Below are 15,237 nucleotides of genomic sequence, written 5' to 3'. Positions count from 1 at the left end.
TGCGCACACTTGTGCGTGCGCGCTGGGCTCCGGCACCGCCGGTTCGCCCCCACGGCATACCCACCACACCAAAGGTTCGGCGGTTCCGCTGCGCCGGTGGGTCATGATGTGAAACCCATCACGCTGTCACCGTGCAGCACTATGAGGAGAGAACGTGCCAACTATTCAGCAGTTGGTTCGCAAGGGACGCACGCCGAAGGTCACCAAGACCAAGGCGCCCGCCCTGAAGGCGAACCCGCAGCAGGCCGGCGTGTGCACCCGTGTGTACACCACCACCCCGAAGAAGCCGAACTCGGCGATGCGTAAGGTCGCTCGTGTGAAGCTCCGCAACGGTACCGAGGTCACTGCGTACATCCCCGGTGAGGGCCACAACCTCCAGGAGCACTCGCTGGTGCTCGTCCGTGGTGGTCGTGTGAAGGACCTCCCCGGTGTCCGCTACAAGATCGTCCGTGGTGCGCTCGACACCCAGGCAGTCAAGAACCGTAAGCAGGCTCGTTCCCGCTACGGCGCGAAGAAGGGTTGAGTTAGATGCCTCGTAAGGGACCCGCCCCGAAGCGCCCCGTCGTCAACGACCCGGTCTACGGCGCACCGATCGTCACCTCGCTGGTGAACAAGATCCTCGTCGACGGCAAGAAGTCGCTCGCCGAGTCGATCGTCTACGGCGCCCTCGCCGGCGTCGAGGCCAAGAACGGCCAGGACGCCGTCGCGACGCTCAAGAAGGCGCTCGACAACGTCCGCCCGACCCTCGAGGTCCGCAGCCGCCGCGTCGGTGGCTCGACCTACCAGGTGCCGGTCGAGGTCAAGCCGCACCGCGCGAACACCCTCGCGCTGCGCTGGCTCGTGAGCTACGCGAAGGGCCGTCGTGAGAAGACGATGACCGAGCGTCTGCAGAACGAGATCCTCGACGCCTCGAACGGCCTGGGTGCCGCGGTCAAGCGCCGCGAAGACACCCACAAGATGGCCGAGTCGAACCGCGCCTTCGCCCACTACCGCTGGTAAAGGGCAGAGCGGATGCCGCCACCGCGGCATCCGCTCCCACATCCTGATCGTTCCTGAACCATCCCGGAGGAACCCCCGTGGCACAAGAAGTGCTCACCGACCTGAGCAAGGTCCGCAACATCGGCATCATGGCGCACATCGATGCCGGAAAGACCACCACGACCGAGCGCATCCTGTTCTACACGGGTGTGAACCACAAGCTCGGCGAGACCCACGACGGCGCGTCGACGACCGACTGGATGGAGCAGGAGAAGGAGCGCGGCATCACGATCACGTCTGCCGCCGTGACCAGCTTCTGGAACAAGCACCAGATCAACATCATCGACACCCCCGGTCACGTGGACTTCACCGTCGAGGTCGAGCGCTCGCTGCGCGTCCTCGATGGCGCTGTCGCCGTCTTCGACGGCAAGGAGGGCGTTGAGCCCCAGTCCGAGACCGTGTGGCGTCAGGCCGACAAGTACAACGTCCCGCGTATCTGCTTCGTCAACAAGATGGACAAGCTGGGCGCCGACTTCTACTACACCGTCGACACCATCGTGAACCGCCTCGGCGCCAAGCCGCTGGTCATCCAGCTGCCCATCGGTGCAGAGAACGACTTCGTCGGTGTCGTCGACCTCATCGAGATGCGCGCCCTGGTGTGGCCCGGCGACGCCAAGGGTGACGTGACCATGGGTGCGTCGTACGAGATCCAGGAGATCCCGGACTACCTCAAGGACCGTGCCGAGGAGTACCGTCAGCAGCTGCTCGAGACGGTCGCCGAGACCGATGACGCGCTGCTGGAGAAGTTCTTCGGTGGCGAAGAGCTCACCGTGGCCGAGATCAAGGGCGCGATCCGCAAGCTCGTGATCGCCTCGGAGATCTACCCCGTGCTCTGCGGCTCCGCGTTCAAGAACCGCGGTGTGCAGCCGATGCTCGACGCCGTTGTTGACTACCTTCCGTCCCCGCTGGACGTGCCCGACATCGAGGCGCACGACCCGAAGGACGAGGAGAAGGTCATCGTGCGTCGTCCCGACGCCAAGGACCCGTTCGCTGCTCTGGCGTTCAAGGTCGCCGTGCACCCCTTCTTCGGTCGTCTGACCTACGTCCGCGTCTACTCGGGCGAGCTCGAGTCGGGCGCCCAGGTCGTCAACTCGACCAAGGGCAAGAAGGAGCGCATCGGAAAGATCTTCCAGATGCACGCCAACAAGGAGAACCCGGTCGACAAGCTCACCGCGGGCAACATCTACGCCGTCATCGGCCTGAAGGACACCACCACCGGTGACACCCTCGCCGACATGGCGCAGCCGGTCGTCCTCGAGTCGATGACCTTCCCGGAGCCGGTGATCGAGGTCGCCATCGAGCCGAAGACCAAGGCCGACCAGGAGAAGCTGGGTCTCGCGATCCAGAAGCTCGCTGAAGAGGACCCGACCTTCCGCACGGAGCTCAACCCCGAGACCGGTCAGACGACCATCAAGGGCATGGGCGAGCTGCACCTGGACATCCTCGTCGACCGCATGAAGCGCGAGTTCCGCGTCGAGGCGAACGTCGGCAAGCCCCAGGTGGCGTACCGCGAGACGATCCGCAAGGCCGTCGAGAAGCACGACTACACGCACAAGAAGCAGACCGGTGGTTCGGGTCAGTTCGCGAAGATCCAGTTCAACATCGAGCCGCTTGAGCTCGACGGTGAGAAGACCTACGAGTTCGTGAACGCCGTGACCGGTGGTCGCATCCCGCGTGAGTACATCGGCTCGATCGACGCCGGTTTCCAGGACGCGATGAACGTCGGTGTCCTGGCCGGCTACCCGATGGTGGGCGTCAAGGCGACCATCGTCGACGGTGCCGCGCACGACGTCGACTCCTCGGAGATGGCGTTCAAGATCGCCGGTTCCATGGGCTTCAAGGAGGCCGCGCGCCGCGCGAACCCCGTGCTGCTCGAGCCGCTGATGGCCGTCGAGGTCCGTACTCCCGAGGAGTACATGGGCGACGTCATCGGTGACCTGAACTCGCGTCGTGGCCAGATCCAGTCGATGGAGGACGCCCAGGGCGTCAAGGTCGTTCGCGCGTCGGTGCCGCTGTCCGAGATGTTCGGCTACATCGGTGACTTGCGCTCGAAGACCTCGGGCCGTGCCGTCTACTCGATGGAGTTCGACTCGTACGCCGAGGTCCCCCGGGCCGTGGCTGACGAGATCATCCAGAAGGCCAAGGGCGAGTAAGTCCTTACCCCCGGGGGTGCCGGACGGCATCCCCGGGGTATACACAACTTCATAGGAATCTCTCTACTAAACTGAGAAACATCACCCGTGGAGATCCGGTCGCAATCCAGTGCCCGGACACCTCCACACGACTGTCCTGAGGAGGACCAAGTGGCCAAGGCCAAGTTCGAGCGGACCAAGCCGCACGTCAACATCGGAACGATCGGTCACGTCGACCACGGCAAGACCACGCTGTCGGCTGCGATCTCGAAGGTGCTCGCCGACAAGTACCCGTCGGACACCAACGTCCAGCGTGACTTCGCGTCGATCGACTCCGCTCCCGAGGAGCGCCAGCGCGGTATCACCATCAACATCTCGCACATCGAGTACGAGACCCCGAAGCGTCACTACGCTCACGTCGACGCACCCGGCCACGCCGACTACGTCAAGAACATGATCACCGGTGCTGCTCAGATGGACGGCGCGATCCTCGTGGTCGCCGCCACCGACGGCCCGATGGCTCAGACCCGTGAGCACGTGCTGCTCGCCAAGCAGGTCGGCGTTCCCTACCTGCTCGTCGCCCTGAACAAGAGCGACATGGTCGACGACGAGGAGATCCTGGAGCTCGTCGAGCTCGAGGTCCGCGAGCTGCTCTCCAGCCAGGGCTTCGACGGCGACAACGCTCCCGTCGTGCAGGTCTCGGCGCTGAAGGCGCTCGAGGGTGACGAGAAGTGGGTCGAGAAGATCCTCGAGCTCATGCAGGCTGTCGACGACAGCGTTCCGGACCCGGAGCGTGACCGTGACAAGCCGTTCCTCATGCCCGTCGAGGACGTCTTCACCATTACCGGTCGTGGCACCGTGGTGACCGGCCGTGCCGAGCGTGGCACCCTGGCCATCAACTCCGAGGTCGAGATCGTCGGTCTGCGTCCGACCGTCAAGACCACGGTCACCGGTATCGAGATGTTCCACAAGCAGCTCGACGAGGCATGGGCCGGCGAGAACTGCGGTCTTCTGCTCCGCGGTACCAAGCGTGAGGACGTCGAGCGCGGCCAGGTCATCGTGAAGCCGGGTTCGGTTACCCCGCACACCGACTTCGAGGGCACCGCGTACATCCTGTCCAAGGACGAGGGTGGCCGCCACAACCCCTTCTACACGAACTACCGCCCGCAGTTCTACTTCCGTACCACCGACGTCACCGGCGTCATCTCGCTGCCCGAGGGCACCGAGATGGTCATGCCCGGCGACACCACCGACATGACGGTCGAGCTGATCCAGCCGATCGCCATGGAGGAGGGCCTCGGCTTCGCCATCCGTGAGGGTGGCCGCACCGTGGGTGCCGGTACGGTGACGAAGATCATCAAGTAAGCATCTGCTTTCTCGCAAAAGGGTCGGACCTTCGGGTCCGGCCCTTTTGTCGTGTCTGACTCTGTTGCGCGCGCGCGGGATGGCGTAAGAATGTACCTGGCGCGCCCAGCGCCGTACCCATCACGAAGCACTGGAGGCCACATGGGCATCAACGACGCGGTTGGCGACGCTGTCAACAAGGGCAAGGACCTGTACGAGCAGAACAAGGAGAAGGTCGACGAGGCCCTGCACAGCGAGCAGGCCGAAGGCATCAGCGACAAGATCCTCGACGGCGTCTCCGGCTTCGCCAAGAAGGTCGCACCCGGTGCGGCCGACAAGATCGACGAGGTCCGTGACAACGTCGACAAGAGCATCGGCAACGAGTAACCTCACCCCGAGCTGAAGAGGGCGGTGCACCTGCGGGTGTGCCGCCCTCGTCGCGTGCCTGGGGCGGCGCGCCGGGTGACGGATGCTGGTCGCCCCGGCGTCTCGTCCCCTAGACTGTGAGCGCCGACTGGGGTCGAGCGGCTGGTCTGGGGGTTTCTGCCCCCGCAGCGACGTATGGGACGTCGTCGAATTGAGGATTCATCTTGGGGAACAGCGTGCATGGCGCGCGGAGCATCCGCCGATGCGCTTCCCTGCCCATCGCCCACCCCGGACGCGCCCACGAACGGAGCAGCAGGCGACCCTTCTCGCCGCATGCTCCTGTCCGGCGTGCCCCCCTCACGCCGGACATTCCCCAGCGCGGGGTGGGGCATGGGGATGCCCCACCCTGCGCGTCCCTTAGGGGCCGTCACGCCCTCTGAGCGAGCGCGACACGCCCGGGTTTGCGCATTCGAAAACCCGCATGGCAGAATAGACAGGTTCCACATTCCTGTGCTCTTCGTGATGCGCGGGATCACTGCCAGGGCAGTGCATAGACGGCGCTCTCTCACGAGATGCAGCGCAGGGATCTAGGCCGCGGGCAGCAGAGCACACAAACCGACATCACCTTCACGGGTACTTCCGCGCCTGCGCGGAGGAGTCGGCATCCGCATGCCCCGGGTATGCGGTTGACAGCAGAACAGTGGGCGCAACCAGCGCCGACGCGCGTCCAATGCCCCAGGGTCACCCGGCCCCGGACGGTACGACGCTTATAGAGAGAGAGCAAGCAATGGCGGGACAGAAAATCCGCATTCGCCTGAAGTCGTATGACCACGAGGTCATCGACACGTCGGCGCGCAAGATCGTCGACACCGTGACCCGTGCGGGCGCGACCGTCGTCGGCCCCGTGCCGCTTCCGACGGAGAAGAACGTGATCGCCGTGATCCGTTCGCCCCACAAGTACAAGGACAGCCGCGAGCACTTCGAGATGCGCACCCACAAGCGTCTGATCGACATCGTCGACCCGACGCCCAAGGCTGTCGACTCGCTGATGCGTCTCGACCTGCCGGCCGATGTCAACATCGAGATCAAGCTCTGAGGTTCGACATGGCTGACATCAACGCAAAGATTTCCAAGGGCATGCTCGGCACCAAGCTCGGCATGACCCAGGTCTGGGACGAGAACGGCAAGATCGTCCCCGTCACCGTGATCGAGCTCGCTCCGAACGTGGTGACCCAGGTCCGCACCCCCGAGAAGGACGGCTACAACGCCGTGCAGATCGCGTACGGCCAGATCGACCCCCGCAAGGTCAACAAGCCCCTGACCGCCCACTTCGAGGCCGCCGGCGTCACGCCGCGTCGCCACGTCACCGAGGTCCGCACCGCGGATGCCGCTGACTACTCGCTGGGCCAGGAGCTCACCGTTGACGGCACCTTCGAGGCCGGCCAGCTGGTCGACGTCGTCGGCACCAGCAAGGGTAAGGGCACCGCGGGTGTCATGAAGCGCCACAACTTCAAGGGCGTCTCGGCTTCGCACGGTGCACACCGCAACCACCGCAAGCCCGGCTCGATCGGCGCATCGTCGACCCCGAGCCGTGTCTTCAAGGGCATGCGCATGGCTGGCCGTATGGGTGGCGAGCGCGTGACCGTCCTCAACCTCAAGGTGCACGCCATCGACGCCGAGAAGGGTCTGCTGCTCGTCAAGGGCGCTGTCCCCGGCGCGCGCGGTCGCATCGTCTTCGTCCGCAACGCAGTGAAGGGAGCCTGATCGCCATGGCTGACTCGACTCTCGCGATTGACGTTCTCAAGGTCGACGGCAAGAAGGCCGGCTCCATCGAGCTGCCCGCCGAGATCTTCGACGTCAAGACCAACGTCCCGCTGATCCACCAGGTGGTCGTCGCGCAGCTCGCCGCTGCTCGCCAGGGCACCCACTCGACCAAGCGTCGTGGTGAGGTCTCCGGTGCCGGCCGCAAGCCCTTCAAGCAGAAGGGCACGGGTAACGCCCGTCAGGGCTCGATCCGCGCGCCGCACATGACCGGTGGTGGCATCGTCCACGGCCCGAAGCCCCGCGACTACTCGCAGCGCACCCCCAAGAAGATGATCGCTGCCGCCCTCCGTGGCGCGCTCAGCGACCGCTTCCGCGGTGAGCGTCTGCACGCCGTTGAGGCCTTCGTCGCCGACAGCACCCCCTCGACCAAGACCGCTGCTGCTCTGCTCAGCGCTGTCGCCGGCTCGAAGAACGTGCTCGTGGTCATCGACCGCAACGACGAGCTGACCGTGAAGAGCGTGCGCAACCTTGCGCACGTGCACGTGCTCAGCTTCGACCAGCTGAACGCCTACGACGTGATCGTCTCCGACGACATCGTCTTCACCAAGGCCGCGCTCGAGGGCTTCATCGCCTCGAAGACCGGCGCATCCGAGGAGGTCTCGGCATGACCGAGCAGAACATTCTCGCGACGGCCCTGAACAAGGACCCGCGCGACATCATCCTGGGGCCGGTCGTCTCCGAGAAGAGCTACAGCCTGATCGACGAGGGCAAGTACACCTTCCTCGTGGACCCGCGCGCCTCGAAGACCGAGATCAAGCTCGCCATCGAGAAGATCTTCGGTGTGAAGGTCTCTTCGGTGAACACGATCAACCGCGTCGGCAAGGCCCGCCGCACCCGCTTCGGCACGGGCAAGCGCAAGGACACCAAGCGCGCCATCGTCGCCCTGAAGTCGGGTTCCATCGACATCTTCACGGCAGTCGGCTGACCGGGGGATAAGGACTAATAATGGCTATTCGCAAGTACAAGCCCACGACCCCGGGTCGCCGCGGTTCGTCGGTGGCCGACTTCGCCGAGATCACCCGATCGACGCCTGAGAAGTCGCTGCTGCGCCCGCTGAGCAAGACCGGTGGCCGCAACAACCAGGGCCGCATCACGACCCGTCACATCGGTGGTGGCCACAAGCGCCAGTACCGCGTTATCGACTTCCGTCGTAACGACAAGGACGGCATCAACGCCAAGGTCGCTCACATTGAGTACGACCCCAACCGCACCGCACGCATCGCGCTGCTGCACTACTTCGACGGCGAGAAGCGCTACATCATCGCGCCGAACAAGCTGAAGCAGGGCGACATCGTCGAGTCGGGTGCCGGCGCTGACATCAAGCCCGGCAACAACCTGCCGCTGAAGAACATCCCCACCGGTACGGTGATCCACGCGATCGAGCTCCGTCCCGGCGGTGGCGCGAAGATGGCCCGTTCGGCCGGCGCATCCGTGCGTCTGGTCGCCAAGGACGGTCCCTACGCGCAGCTGCGTCTGCCCTCGGGCGAGATCCGCAACGTCGATGCGCGCTGCCGCGCGACCATCGGCGAGGTCGGCAACGCCGAGCAGTCGAACATCAACTGGGGTAAGGCCGGCCGTAAGCGCTGGAAGGGCGTCCGCCCGACCGTGCGTGGTGTCGCCATGAACCCGGTCGACCACCCGCACGGTGGTGGTGAGGGCAAGACGTCCGGTGGTCGTCACCCCGTCACCCCCTGGGGTCAGGCTGAGGGTCGCACCCGTCACGCCAACAAGGAAAGCGACAAGTACATCGTCCGTCGCCGCACCGCTGGCAAGAAGCGCAAGTAGGAGTAGAGGAAGATGCCACGTAGTCTCAAGAAGGGCCCCTTCGTCGACGAGCACCTGCTTCGCAAGGTGGCCTCGCAGAACGAAGCCGGTTCCAAGAACGTCATCAAGACCTGGTCGCGTCGTTCGATGATCATCCCCGCCATGCTGGGACACACCATCGCCGTGCACGACGGTCGCAAGCACATCCCTGTGTTCGTGACCGAGACCATGGTCGGTCACAAGCTGGGCGAGTTCGCGCCCACCCGCACCTTCCGCGGCCACGAGAAGGACGACAAGAAGGGCCGCCGCCGCTGACGCGGGGGCGATAGAGGAGAGAGAAATGGTGGAGTCCATCGCACGTGTGCGACACATCCGCGTGACCCCTCAGAAGGCTCGTCGTGTCGTTGCACTCATCAAGGGCAAGCAGGCCCAGGAGGCACTTGCCATCCTGAAGTTCGCGCAGCAGAGCGCCAGCGAGCCCATTTACAAGCTCGTCGAGGCCGGCATCGCGAATGCTCAGGTCAAGGCAGATCGCGACGGCGAGTTCCTGGATGAGCAGGACCTGTACGTGAAGAACGCGTACGTCGACGAGGGCACGACGCTCAAGCGTTTCCAGCCCCGTGCTCAGGGTCGCGCATTCCAGATCAAGAAGCGCACGAGCCACATCACGGTCGTGCTGGCAACCCCCGAGGTCGCTGACGCGGCTCCGGCAGCCAAGACGAAGAAGGCGAGCAAGTAATGGGACAGAAGGTTAACCCGTACGGCTTCCGCCTCGGCATCACCACCGACCACGTGTCGCGTTGGTTCTCGGACTCGACGAAGCCGGGTCAGCGTTACGCGGACTACGTGGCCGAGGACATCAAGATCCGTCGCCTGCTGCAGACGCAGTTGGACCGCGCCGGTGTCAGCAGCATCGAGATCGAGCGCACCCGCGACCGCGTGCGTGTGGACATCCACACGGCGCGCCCGGGTATCGTCATCGGTCGTCGTGGTGCTGAGGCCGAGCGCATTCGCGGCGACCTCGAGAAGCTCACCGGCAAGCAGATCCAGCTGAACATCCTCGAGGTCAAGAACCCCGAGGCTGACGCTCAGCTCGTCGCGCAGGGCATCGCGGAGCAGCTCTCTGCTCGTGTGGCGTTCCGTCGCGCGATGCGCAAGGGTCTGCAGGGCGCGCAGCGCGCCGGCGCCAAGGGCATCCGTATCCAGGTCTCCGGCCGCCTCGGCGGCGCGGAGATGAGCCGTTCCGAGTTCTACCGCGAGGGTCGTGTGCCGCTGCACACGCTGCGCGCGAACATCGACTACGGCTTCTACGAGGCGAAGACCACCTTCGGCCGCATCGGCGTGAAGGTCTGGATCTACAAGGGCGACCTCACCAACAAGGAGCTCGCTCGCGAGCAGGCGAACCAGAAGCCTTCGCGTGACCGTGGTGGCGACCGCCGCCGTGCGCCGCGCAACGAGGCACCTGTTGCAGAAGGAGCGTCGGCATAATGCTCATCCCCCGTAAGGTCAAGTACCGCAAGCAGCACCACCCGAAGCGTTCGGGTCAGGCTACCGGCGGCACCAAGGTCTCCTTCGGTGAATTCGGCATCCAGGCACTGACCCCCGCTTACGTGACCAACCGTCAGATCGAGTCCGCTCGTATCGCGATGACCCGTCACATCAAGCGTGGTGGAAAGGTGTGGATCAACATCTACCCCGACCGTCCGCTCACGAAGAAGCCGGCCGAAACCCGAATGGGTTCCGGTAAGGGTTCCCCCGAGTGGTGGGTCGCCAACGTCAAGCCGGGCCGTGTCCTCTTCGAGGTCGCGGGCGTGAATGAGGAGCTCGCACGCGAAGCCCTCACCCGGGCCATTCACAAGCTGCCGCTCAAGGCACGCATCATCAAGCGCGAGGAGGGCGACGCGTAATGGCGATCGGCACCAAGGAGCTCGCTCCGGCAGAGCTCGACACGTTCGAAGACCAGCGCCTCGTCGAGGAGCTGCGCAAGGCCAAGGAGGAGCTGTTCAACCTCCGTTTCCAGTCGGCCACCGGCCAGCTGGAGAGCCACGGCCGCATCCGCGCCGTCAAGCGCGACATCGCGCGCCTGTACACCGTGATCCGCGAGCGCGAGCTGGGCATCCGTGCGACGCCCGCTCCGGTCGAGGCTCCGGCGAAGGCGTCCAAGGCGAAGGCGAAGAAGGCCGACAAGGCTGAGGCGCCGAAGGAGGAGGCCGAGTAATGGCTGAGAAGAAGGCTGCAGAGGCAGCCGTGGCCGACGAGTCCGTCGTCCGCGGTTACCGCAAGGCTCGTCGTGGCTACGTCGTCAGCGACAAGATGGACAAGACCATCGTCGTCGAGGTCGAGGACCGCGTGAAGCACCCGCTCTACGGCAAGGTCATCCGCCGCACCTCCAAGGTGAAGGCGCACGATGAGAACAACACCGCCGGCATCGGCGACCTCGTCCTCATCAACGAGACCCGGCCGCTGAGCGCCACCAAGCGCTGGCGTCTGGTTGAGATTCTGGAGAAGGCCAAGTGATTCAGCAGGAGTCCCGCCTCAAGGTCGCCGACAACACCGGCGCGAAGGAGCTGCTCACGATCCGCGTTCTCGGTGGCTCGCGCCGCCGGTACGCCGGTCTGGGTGACACCATCGTCGCGACGGTCAAGGACGCGATCCCTGGCGGCAACGTCAAGAAGGGCGACGTGGTCAAGGCCGTCATCGTCCGCACCAAGAAGGAGACGCGCCGTCCCGACGGCTCGTACATCAAGTTCGACGAGAACGCCGCCGTGATCCTGAAGAACGACGGGGAGCCCCGCGGCACCCGTATCTTCGGACCGGTCGGTCGTGAGCTTCGTGACAAGAAGTTCATGAAGATCGTCTCGCTCGCCCCGGAGGTCATCTGATCATGGCGAACATCAAGAAGGGTGACCTCGTCGAGGTCATCACCGGCCGTAAGCAGGACAAGGGCGGCGACCGCGGCAAGCAGGGCAAGGTCCTCGAGGTCCTCGTCGAGCAGAACCGCGTCGTGGTTGAGGGCGTGAACTACGTCACCAAGCACACCCGTGTCGGCCAGACCCAGCGCGGCACCAAGACCGGTGGACTCGAGACCGTCGAGGCCCCGATCCACATCTCCAACGTCGCCGTCGTCGACCCCTCGACCAAGAAGCCGACCCGTGTCGGCCACCGGGTCGAGGAGCAGGTCAAGGACGGCGTGAAGCGCACGGTCCGCGTGCGCTACGCGAAGAAGTCAGGTAAGGACCTCTGATGGCTACGACTGACGCCGCGCAGGCTGGCAAGATCCAGCCGCGCCTGAAGGCGAAGTACAACGACGAGATCAAGAAGCAGCTGCAGGACGAGTTCGGCTACGTCAACGTCATGCAGATCCCTGGTCTGGTCAAGGTCGTCGTCAACACCGGTGTCGGTGAGGCGGCTCGTGACAGCAAGGTGATCGAGGGCGCGGTCGACGACCTCGTCAAGATCACCGGTCAGAAGCCGATCGTCACCAAGGCTCGCAAGTCGATCGCGCAGTTCAAGCTGCGTGAGGGTCAGGCCATCGGCGCGCACGTCACCCTCCGTGGTGACCGCGCGTGGGAGTTCCTGGACCGCCTGGTCAACCTCGCCCTGCCCCGCATCCGCGACTTCCGCGGCCTCTCGGCCGAGCAGTTCGACGGCAACGGCAACTACACCTTCGGTCTCCAGGAGCAGAGCGTGTTCCACGAGATCGATCAGGACAAGATCGACCGCGTCCGCGGCTTCGACATCACCGTGGTCACCACGGCCAAGACGGACGACGAGGGTCGGGCACTGCTCCGCCACCTCGGCTTCCCGTTCAAGGCCGCCGACGCCCCGGCCTGATCCCGCATGACCGGATGGATGCCGGACGCTCCGGCGTTCGGCATCCTTCCGTGCGTGCCCTACAATTGAAGATTGCGTGTTCATCGCAGGTCGTCTGTCGCGTAACGGCAGCCGAAACCTCATGATCGAAAGAAGAAAACAATGACAATGACAGACCCGGTCGCAGACATGCTGACCCGTCTGCGCAACGCGAACTCGGCGCACCACGACTCCGTGACCATGCCCGCGAGCAAGCTCAAGTCGCACATCGCCGAGATCCTCCAGCAGGAGGGTTACATCGCCGGCTTCGAGGTCACCGACGCGCGCGTCGGCCAGAACCTCACGCTGTCGCTGAAGTACGGCCCGAACCGTGAGCGTTCCATCGCTGGCATCAAGCGCGTCTCGAAGCCCGGCCTCCGCGTGTACGCGAAGTCCACCGAGCTTCCCAAGGTCCTCGGCGGCCTGGGCGTGGCCATCCTGTCCACCTCCTCCGGTCTTCTCACCGACCGTCAGGCAGAGCAGAAGGGCGTGGGCGGAGAAGTTCTCGCCTACGTGTGGTGATCTGACATGTCGCGTATTGGACGACTTCCCATCGAGATCCCCGCGGGCGTGACCGTTTCGGTCGACGGCCGTGCGGTCGCGGTGAAGGGCCCCAAGGGTGAGCTCACCCTGCAGGTGGCCGAGCCCATCGAGGTCGCGGTCGAGGAGGGCCAGGTTCTGGTCTCCCGTCCCGACGACGAGCGCGAGTCGCGGTCGCTTCACGGCCTGACCCGCACGCTCATCAACAACAACATCATCGGCGTCACCGAGGGCTACTCCAAGGGCCTCGAGGTCGTCGGCACCGGTTACCGCGTGCAGCAGAAGGGCAGCTCGGTCGAGTTCGCTCTCGGCTTCTCGCACCCCGTGCTGATCGACCCGCCGGTGGGTATCACGCTGACGGTCGAGGGCACCAACAAGCTCACCGTGAGCGGCATCGACAAGCAGGCTGTCGGCGAGGCAGCTGCCAACATCCGCAAGATCCGCAAGCCCGAGCCGTACAAGGGCAAGGGTGTTCGCTACGCAGGCGAGATCGTGCGTCGCAAGGCCGGAAAGAGTGGTAAGTAACCATGGCTGTTAAGTCAAAGTCCGCCGCCCGCGCGCGTCGTCACGCGCGTCTTCGCAAGAAGATCGTGGGCACCGAGGCGCGTCCGCGCCTGGTCGTCACCCGCTCTGCACGCCACGTCTTCGTGCAGCTGGTCGATGACAGCAAGGGTCACACCGTGGCTTCTGCTTCCACGCTCGAGACCGACCTGCGCTCGCTCGACGGTGACAAGACCGCCAAGGCCCGCAAGGTCGGCGAGCTCGTCGCTGAGCGTGCAAAGGCCGCCGGCGTTTCCGAGGCTGTGTTCGACCGTGGCGGTAACCGCTACGCCGGTCGTGTCGCCGCCATTGCCGATGGCGCCCGTGAAGGGGGGCTGGCACTGTGAGTGACATCAAGGAGAACGAAGTGACCGAGCAGGCTCCTGCCGCCGAGGCTCAGACCGAGCCGCAGCGCGACCAGCGCGACGGACGTCGCGGTGGCCGTGGCGACCGCAACCAGGGTGGCCGCGACCGCAACTCGCGCGACCGTGGCGACAACCAGTTCCTGGAGCGCGTTGTCACCATCAACCGCGTCTCGAAGGTCGTCAAGGGTGGTCGTCGCTTCAGCTTCACCGCTCTCGTGGTCGTCGGTGACGGCAACGGTCTGGTCGGCGTCGGCTACGGCAAGGCCCGCGAGGTACCCCTGGCCATCTCGAAGGGTGTCGAAGAGGCCAAGCGCAACTTCTTCCGCGTGCCCCGCGTCGGCTCCACCATCCCGCACCCCGTGCAGGGTGAGGCCGCTGCCGGTGTCGTGCTGCTGCGTCCGGCTGCTGCCGGTACCGGTGTTATCGCCGGTGGTCCCGTCCGCGCCGTGCTCGAGTGCGCCGGCATCCACGACGTCCTGTCGAAGTCGCTCGGCTCGTCGAACACGATCAACATCGTGCACGCGACCGTCGAGGCACTGAAGTCCCTCGAGGAGCCGCGCGCCGTCGCCGCTCGTCGTGGTCTCGACTACGACGCCGTCGTTCCGGAGATCATCATCCGCAACGAGGCGAAGGCCGCTGCGGCCGCCGCCGCGCAGAAGGTAGGTGCCTGATGGCTGCGCGCCTCAAGGTCACGCAGGTCAAGTCCAAGGTGAGTGAGAAGCAGAACCAGCGCGACACGCTGCGTTCGCTCGGTCTCAAGCGAATCGGCGACTCGGTCGTCCGTCCGGATGACGCGCAGACGCGCGGCTACGTCCGTGCCGTCGCTCACCTCGTCAAGGTTGAGGAGATCGACTAATGGCTGAGAAGAACACTTCGGCTGAGCTCAGTGCAAGCGCCGTCGAGGCCGAGAAGGCCCCGAAGAAGGCAGCCGCCAAGAAGCCGGCCGCCAAGAAGGCCCCTGCCAAGGCCGAGGCTCCCGCCTCGCGCCCCGGCGTGCTGAAGGTGCACCACCTGCGTCCGGTCCCCGGCGCCAACACCGCGAAGACCCGTGTCGGTCGCGGTGAGGGCTCCAAGGGTAAGACCGCAGGTCGCGGCACCAAGGGCACCAAGGCCCGCAACACCGTTCGCGTCGGTTTCGAGGGTGGGCAGATGCCGCTGCACATGCGCACCCCGAAGCTGCGCGGGTTCAAGAACCCGTTCCGCGTCGAGTACCAGGTCGTGAACCTGGCCAAGCTCGCGGAGCTCTACCCCAAGGGTGGCGACGTCACCGTCAGCGACCTGGTCGCCAAGGGTGCGGTTCGCAAGAACGAGAAGGTCAAGGTTCTGGGCGACGGAGAGATCTCCGTCAAGCTCACGGTCTCGGTCGACAAGGTCTCCGGCTCGGCTGAGCAGAAGATCGTCGCCGCAGGCGGATCTATCAAGTGACCATCGCAAGGAGGGGTCGGAGATTCTCCGGCCCCTCCTTTGCGTTA

At 65.2% G+C, this 15,237-nt stretch carries 25 protein-coding genes; all 25 read left to right on the top strand.

The window, feature by feature from the left end; all coding sequences use genetic code 11:
* Nucleotides 1-154 precede the first annotated feature (154 nt).
* The 25 genes from rpsL to rplO all read left to right on the top strand — a co-directional run bounded on the left by rpsL (nucleotide 155) and on the right by rplO (nucleotide 15,190).
* Nucleotides 155-523, top strand: a complete 369-nt coding sequence (gene rpsL, locus WDU93_RS00590; protein WP_005050525.1) for a 30S ribosomal protein S12 — start codon at nucleotides 155-157, stop codon at nucleotides 521-523.
* 5 nt (nucleotides 524-528) lie between these two features.
* Nucleotides 529-999, top strand: coding sequence for a 30S ribosomal protein S7 (rpsG, locus tag WDU93_RS00585; protein ID WP_337316294.1), 471 nt, complete (start codon nucleotides 529-531; stop codon nucleotides 997-999).
* Nucleotides 1,000-1,076: 77 nt separating this feature from the next.
* Entirely contained in the window at nucleotides 1,077-3,191 is a 2,115-nt protein-coding gene (fusA, locus tag WDU93_RS00580; RefSeq protein WP_337316292.1) for an elongation factor G, read from the top strand.
* 150 nt (nucleotides 3,192-3,341) lie between these two features.
* On the top strand, nucleotides 3,342-4,535 hold the full coding sequence (gene tuf, locus WDU93_RS00575; RefSeq protein ID WP_337316290.1) for an elongation factor Tu: 1,194 nt from the start codon (nucleotides 3,342-3,344) through the stop codon (nucleotides 4,533-4,535).
* A 141-nt stretch (nucleotides 4,536-4,676) separates the two neighbouring features.
* Nucleotides 4,677-4,901, top strand: coding sequence for a hypothetical protein (locus WDU93_RS00570; protein ID WP_337316288.1), 225 nt, complete (start codon nucleotides 4,677-4,679; stop codon nucleotides 4,899-4,901).
* A gap of 766 nt (nucleotides 4,902-5,667) precedes the next feature.
* Nucleotides 5,668-5,976, top strand: coding sequence for a 30S ribosomal protein S10 (gene rpsJ / locus WDU93_RS00565; RefSeq protein ID WP_193596815.1), 309 nt, complete (start codon nucleotides 5,668-5,670; stop codon nucleotides 5,974-5,976).
* Nucleotides 5,977-5,984: 8 nt separating this feature from the next.
* Nucleotides 5,985-6,644, top strand: a complete 660-nt coding sequence (gene rplC / locus WDU93_RS00560) for a 50S ribosomal protein L3 (RefSeq protein ID WP_337316284.1) — start codon at nucleotides 5,985-5,987, stop codon at nucleotides 6,642-6,644.
* Nucleotides 6,645-6,649: 5 nt separating this feature from the next.
* Entirely contained in the window at nucleotides 6,650-7,312 is a 663-nt protein-coding gene (gene rplD, locus WDU93_RS00555) for a 50S ribosomal protein L4 (protein ID WP_337316281.1), read from the top strand.
* A complete protein-coding gene (gene rplW / locus WDU93_RS00550) occupies nucleotides 7,309-7,629 on the top strand; it encodes a 50S ribosomal protein L23 (protein ID WP_337316279.1) in 321 nt (106 codons plus the stop codon). Before rplD ends, rplW begins: the two co-directional genes overlap by 4 nt.
* 20 nt (nucleotides 7,630-7,649) lie before the next feature.
* Nucleotides 7,650-8,489, top strand: coding sequence for a 50S ribosomal protein L2 (gene rplB / locus WDU93_RS00545; RefSeq protein WP_337316277.1), 840 nt, complete (start codon nucleotides 7,650-7,652; stop codon nucleotides 8,487-8,489).
* Nucleotides 8,490-8,501: 12 nt separating this feature from the next.
* The gene (gene rpsS / locus WDU93_RS00540; protein WP_337316275.1) at nucleotides 8,502-8,783 is read left to right on the top strand and encodes a 30S ribosomal protein S19; all 282 of its coding nucleotides are present in this window, start codon (nucleotides 8,502-8,504) and stop codon (nucleotides 8,781-8,783) included.
* A gap of 25 nt (nucleotides 8,784-8,808) precedes the next feature.
* The gene (gene rplV, locus WDU93_RS00535) at nucleotides 8,809-9,207 is read left to right on the top strand and encodes a 50S ribosomal protein L22 (protein ID WP_337316273.1); all 399 of its coding nucleotides are present in this window, start codon (nucleotides 8,809-8,811) and stop codon (nucleotides 9,205-9,207) included.
* A complete protein-coding gene (gene rpsC / locus WDU93_RS00530; protein WP_337316271.1) occupies nucleotides 9,207-9,956 on the top strand; it encodes a 30S ribosomal protein S3 in 750 nt (249 codons plus the stop codon). Before rplV ends, rpsC begins: the two co-directional genes overlap by 1 nt.
* Entirely contained in the window at nucleotides 9,956-10,375 is a 420-nt protein-coding gene (gene rplP, locus WDU93_RS00525) for a 50S ribosomal protein L16 (protein ID WP_179410064.1), read from the top strand. The genes rpsC and rplP overlap by 1 nt, the downstream gene beginning before the upstream one ends.
* On the top strand, nucleotides 10,375-10,686 hold the full coding sequence (gene rpmC / locus WDU93_RS00520; RefSeq protein WP_337316267.1) for a 50S ribosomal protein L29: 312 nt from the start codon (nucleotides 10,375-10,377) through the stop codon (nucleotides 10,684-10,686). Before rplP ends, rpmC begins: the two co-directional genes overlap by 1 nt.
* Nucleotides 10,686-10,985 carry a 30S ribosomal protein S17 gene (rpsQ, locus tag WDU93_RS00515; protein WP_337316265.1) on the top strand — a complete coding sequence of 100 codons (300 nt, stop codon included), beginning with the start codon at nucleotides 10,686-10,688 and terminating at the stop codon, nucleotides 10,983-10,985. The genes rpmC and rpsQ overlap by 1 nt, the downstream gene beginning before the upstream one ends.
* The gene (gene rplN / locus WDU93_RS00510) at nucleotides 10,982-11,350 is read left to right on the top strand and encodes a 50S ribosomal protein L14 (RefSeq protein ID WP_025102399.1); all 369 of its coding nucleotides are present in this window, start codon (nucleotides 10,982-10,984) and stop codon (nucleotides 11,348-11,350) included. The genes rpsQ and rplN overlap by 4 nt, the downstream gene beginning before the upstream one ends.
* A 2-nt stretch (nucleotides 11,351-11,352) precedes the next feature.
* Nucleotides 11,353-11,712, top strand: a complete 360-nt coding sequence (rplX, locus tag WDU93_RS00505) for a 50S ribosomal protein L24 (protein WP_337316261.1) — start codon at nucleotides 11,353-11,355, stop codon at nucleotides 11,710-11,712.
* A complete protein-coding gene (rplE, locus tag WDU93_RS00500; RefSeq protein ID WP_337316259.1) occupies nucleotides 11,712-12,302 on the top strand; it encodes a 50S ribosomal protein L5 in 591 nt (196 codons plus the stop codon). Before rplX ends, rplE begins: the two co-directional genes overlap by 1 nt.
* A gap of 141 nt (nucleotides 12,303-12,443) precedes the next feature.
* Nucleotides 12,444-12,842, top strand: coding sequence for a 30S ribosomal protein S8 (gene rpsH, locus WDU93_RS00495; protein WP_337316257.1), 399 nt, complete (start codon nucleotides 12,444-12,446; stop codon nucleotides 12,840-12,842).
* A 6-nt stretch (nucleotides 12,843-12,848) separates the two neighbouring features.
* Nucleotides 12,849-13,385, top strand: coding sequence for a 50S ribosomal protein L6 (gene rplF, locus WDU93_RS00490; protein ID WP_337316255.1), 537 nt, complete (start codon nucleotides 12,849-12,851; stop codon nucleotides 13,383-13,385).
* Nucleotides 13,386-13,387: 2 nt separating this feature from the next.
* Nucleotides 13,388-13,747 carry a 50S ribosomal protein L18 gene (gene rplR, locus WDU93_RS00485; RefSeq protein ID WP_337316253.1) on the top strand — a complete coding sequence of 120 codons (360 nt, stop codon included), beginning with the start codon at nucleotides 13,388-13,390 and terminating at the stop codon, nucleotides 13,745-13,747.
* Nucleotides 13,744-14,436, top strand: coding sequence for a 30S ribosomal protein S5 (rpsE, locus tag WDU93_RS00480; RefSeq protein WP_337316251.1), 693 nt, complete (start codon nucleotides 13,744-13,746; stop codon nucleotides 14,434-14,436). Before rplR ends, rpsE begins: the two co-directional genes overlap by 4 nt.
* A complete protein-coding gene (rpmD, locus tag WDU93_RS00475) occupies nucleotides 14,436-14,621 on the top strand; it encodes a 50S ribosomal protein L30 (RefSeq protein ID WP_045249910.1) in 186 nt (61 codons plus the stop codon). The genes rpsE and rpmD overlap by 1 nt, the downstream gene beginning before the upstream one ends.
* Nucleotides 14,621-15,190: a 50S ribosomal protein L15 gene (gene rplO, locus WDU93_RS00470; RefSeq protein ID WP_337316246.1), complete on the top strand. Its 570-nt coding sequence runs from the start codon at nucleotides 14,621-14,623 to the stop codon at nucleotides 15,188-15,190. The genes rpmD and rplO overlap by 1 nt, the downstream gene beginning before the upstream one ends.
* Nucleotides 15,191-15,237 lie beyond the last annotated feature (47 nt).

Source organism: Microbacterium istanbulense (genome assembly GCF_037204145.1).
In the GTDB taxonomy this organism is placed as follows: Bacteria; Actinomycetota; Actinomycetes; order Actinomycetales; family Microbacteriaceae; genus Microbacterium; species Microbacterium istanbulense.
The sequence above is the reverse complement of the archived record's forward strand: the minus strand, read 5'-3'. Positions and strand labels throughout refer to the sequence as shown.

Excerpts from the sequence above, each read along its gene's own strand:
- rpsG (WP_337316294.1), top strand. The coding sequence starts at position 529 with ATGCCTCGTAAGGGACCCGCCCCGAAGCGCCCCGTCGTCAACGACCCG.
- WDU93_RS00570 (WP_337316288.1), top strand. The coding sequence starts at position 4,677 with ATGGGCATCAACGACGCGGTTGGCGACGCTGTCAACAAGGGCAAGGAC.
- rpsJ (WP_193596815.1), top strand. The coding sequence starts at position 5,668 with ATGGCGGGACAGAAAATCCGCATTCGCCTGAAGTCGTATGACCACGAG.
- rplC (WP_337316284.1), top strand. The coding sequence starts at position 5,985 with ATGGCTGACATCAACGCAAAGATTTCCAAGGGCATGCTCGGCACCAAG.
- rplD (WP_337316281.1), top strand. The coding sequence starts at position 6,650 with ATGGCTGACTCGACTCTCGCGATTGACGTTCTCAAGGTCGACGGCAAG.
- rplW (WP_337316279.1), top strand. The coding sequence starts at position 7,309 with ATGACCGAGCAGAACATTCTCGCGACGGCCCTGAACAAGGACCCGCGC.
- rplB (WP_337316277.1), top strand. The coding sequence starts at position 7,650 with ATGGCTATTCGCAAGTACAAGCCCACGACCCCGGGTCGCCGCGGTTCG.
- rpsS (WP_337316275.1), top strand. The coding sequence starts at position 8,502 with ATGCCACGTAGTCTCAAGAAGGGCCCCTTCGTCGACGAGCACCTGCTT.
- rplV (WP_337316273.1), top strand. The coding sequence starts at position 8,809 with ATGGTGGAGTCCATCGCACGTGTGCGACACATCCGCGTGACCCCTCAG.
- rpsC (WP_337316271.1), top strand. The coding sequence starts at position 9,207 with ATGGGACAGAAGGTTAACCCGTACGGCTTCCGCCTCGGCATCACCACC.
- rplP (WP_179410064.1), top strand. The coding sequence starts at position 9,956 with ATGCTCATCCCCCGTAAGGTCAAGTACCGCAAGCAGCACCACCCGAAG.
- rpmC (WP_337316267.1), top strand. The coding sequence starts at position 10,375 with ATGGCGATCGGCACCAAGGAGCTCGCTCCGGCAGAGCTCGACACGTTC.
- rpsQ (WP_337316265.1), top strand. The coding sequence starts at position 10,686 with ATGGCTGAGAAGAAGGCTGCAGAGGCAGCCGTGGCCGACGAGTCCGTC.
- rplX (WP_337316261.1), top strand. The coding sequence starts at position 11,353 with ATGGCGAACATCAAGAAGGGTGACCTCGTCGAGGTCATCACCGGCCGT.
- rplE (WP_337316259.1), top strand. The coding sequence starts at position 11,712 with ATGGCTACGACTGACGCCGCGCAGGCTGGCAAGATCCAGCCGCGCCTG.
- rpsH (WP_337316257.1), top strand. The coding sequence starts at position 12,444 with ATGACAATGACAGACCCGGTCGCAGACATGCTGACCCGTCTGCGCAAC.
- rplF (WP_337316255.1), top strand. The coding sequence starts at position 12,849 with ATGTCGCGTATTGGACGACTTCCCATCGAGATCCCCGCGGGCGTGACC.
- rplR (WP_337316253.1), top strand. The coding sequence starts at position 13,388 with ATGGCTGTTAAGTCAAAGTCCGCCGCCCGCGCGCGTCGTCACGCGCGT.
- rpmD (WP_045249910.1), top strand. The coding sequence starts at position 14,436 with ATGGCTGCGCGCCTCAAGGTCACGCAGGTCAAGTCCAAGGTGAGTGAG.
- rplO (WP_337316246.1), top strand. The coding sequence starts at position 14,621 with ATGGCTGAGAAGAACACTTCGGCTGAGCTCAGTGCAAGCGCCGTCGAG.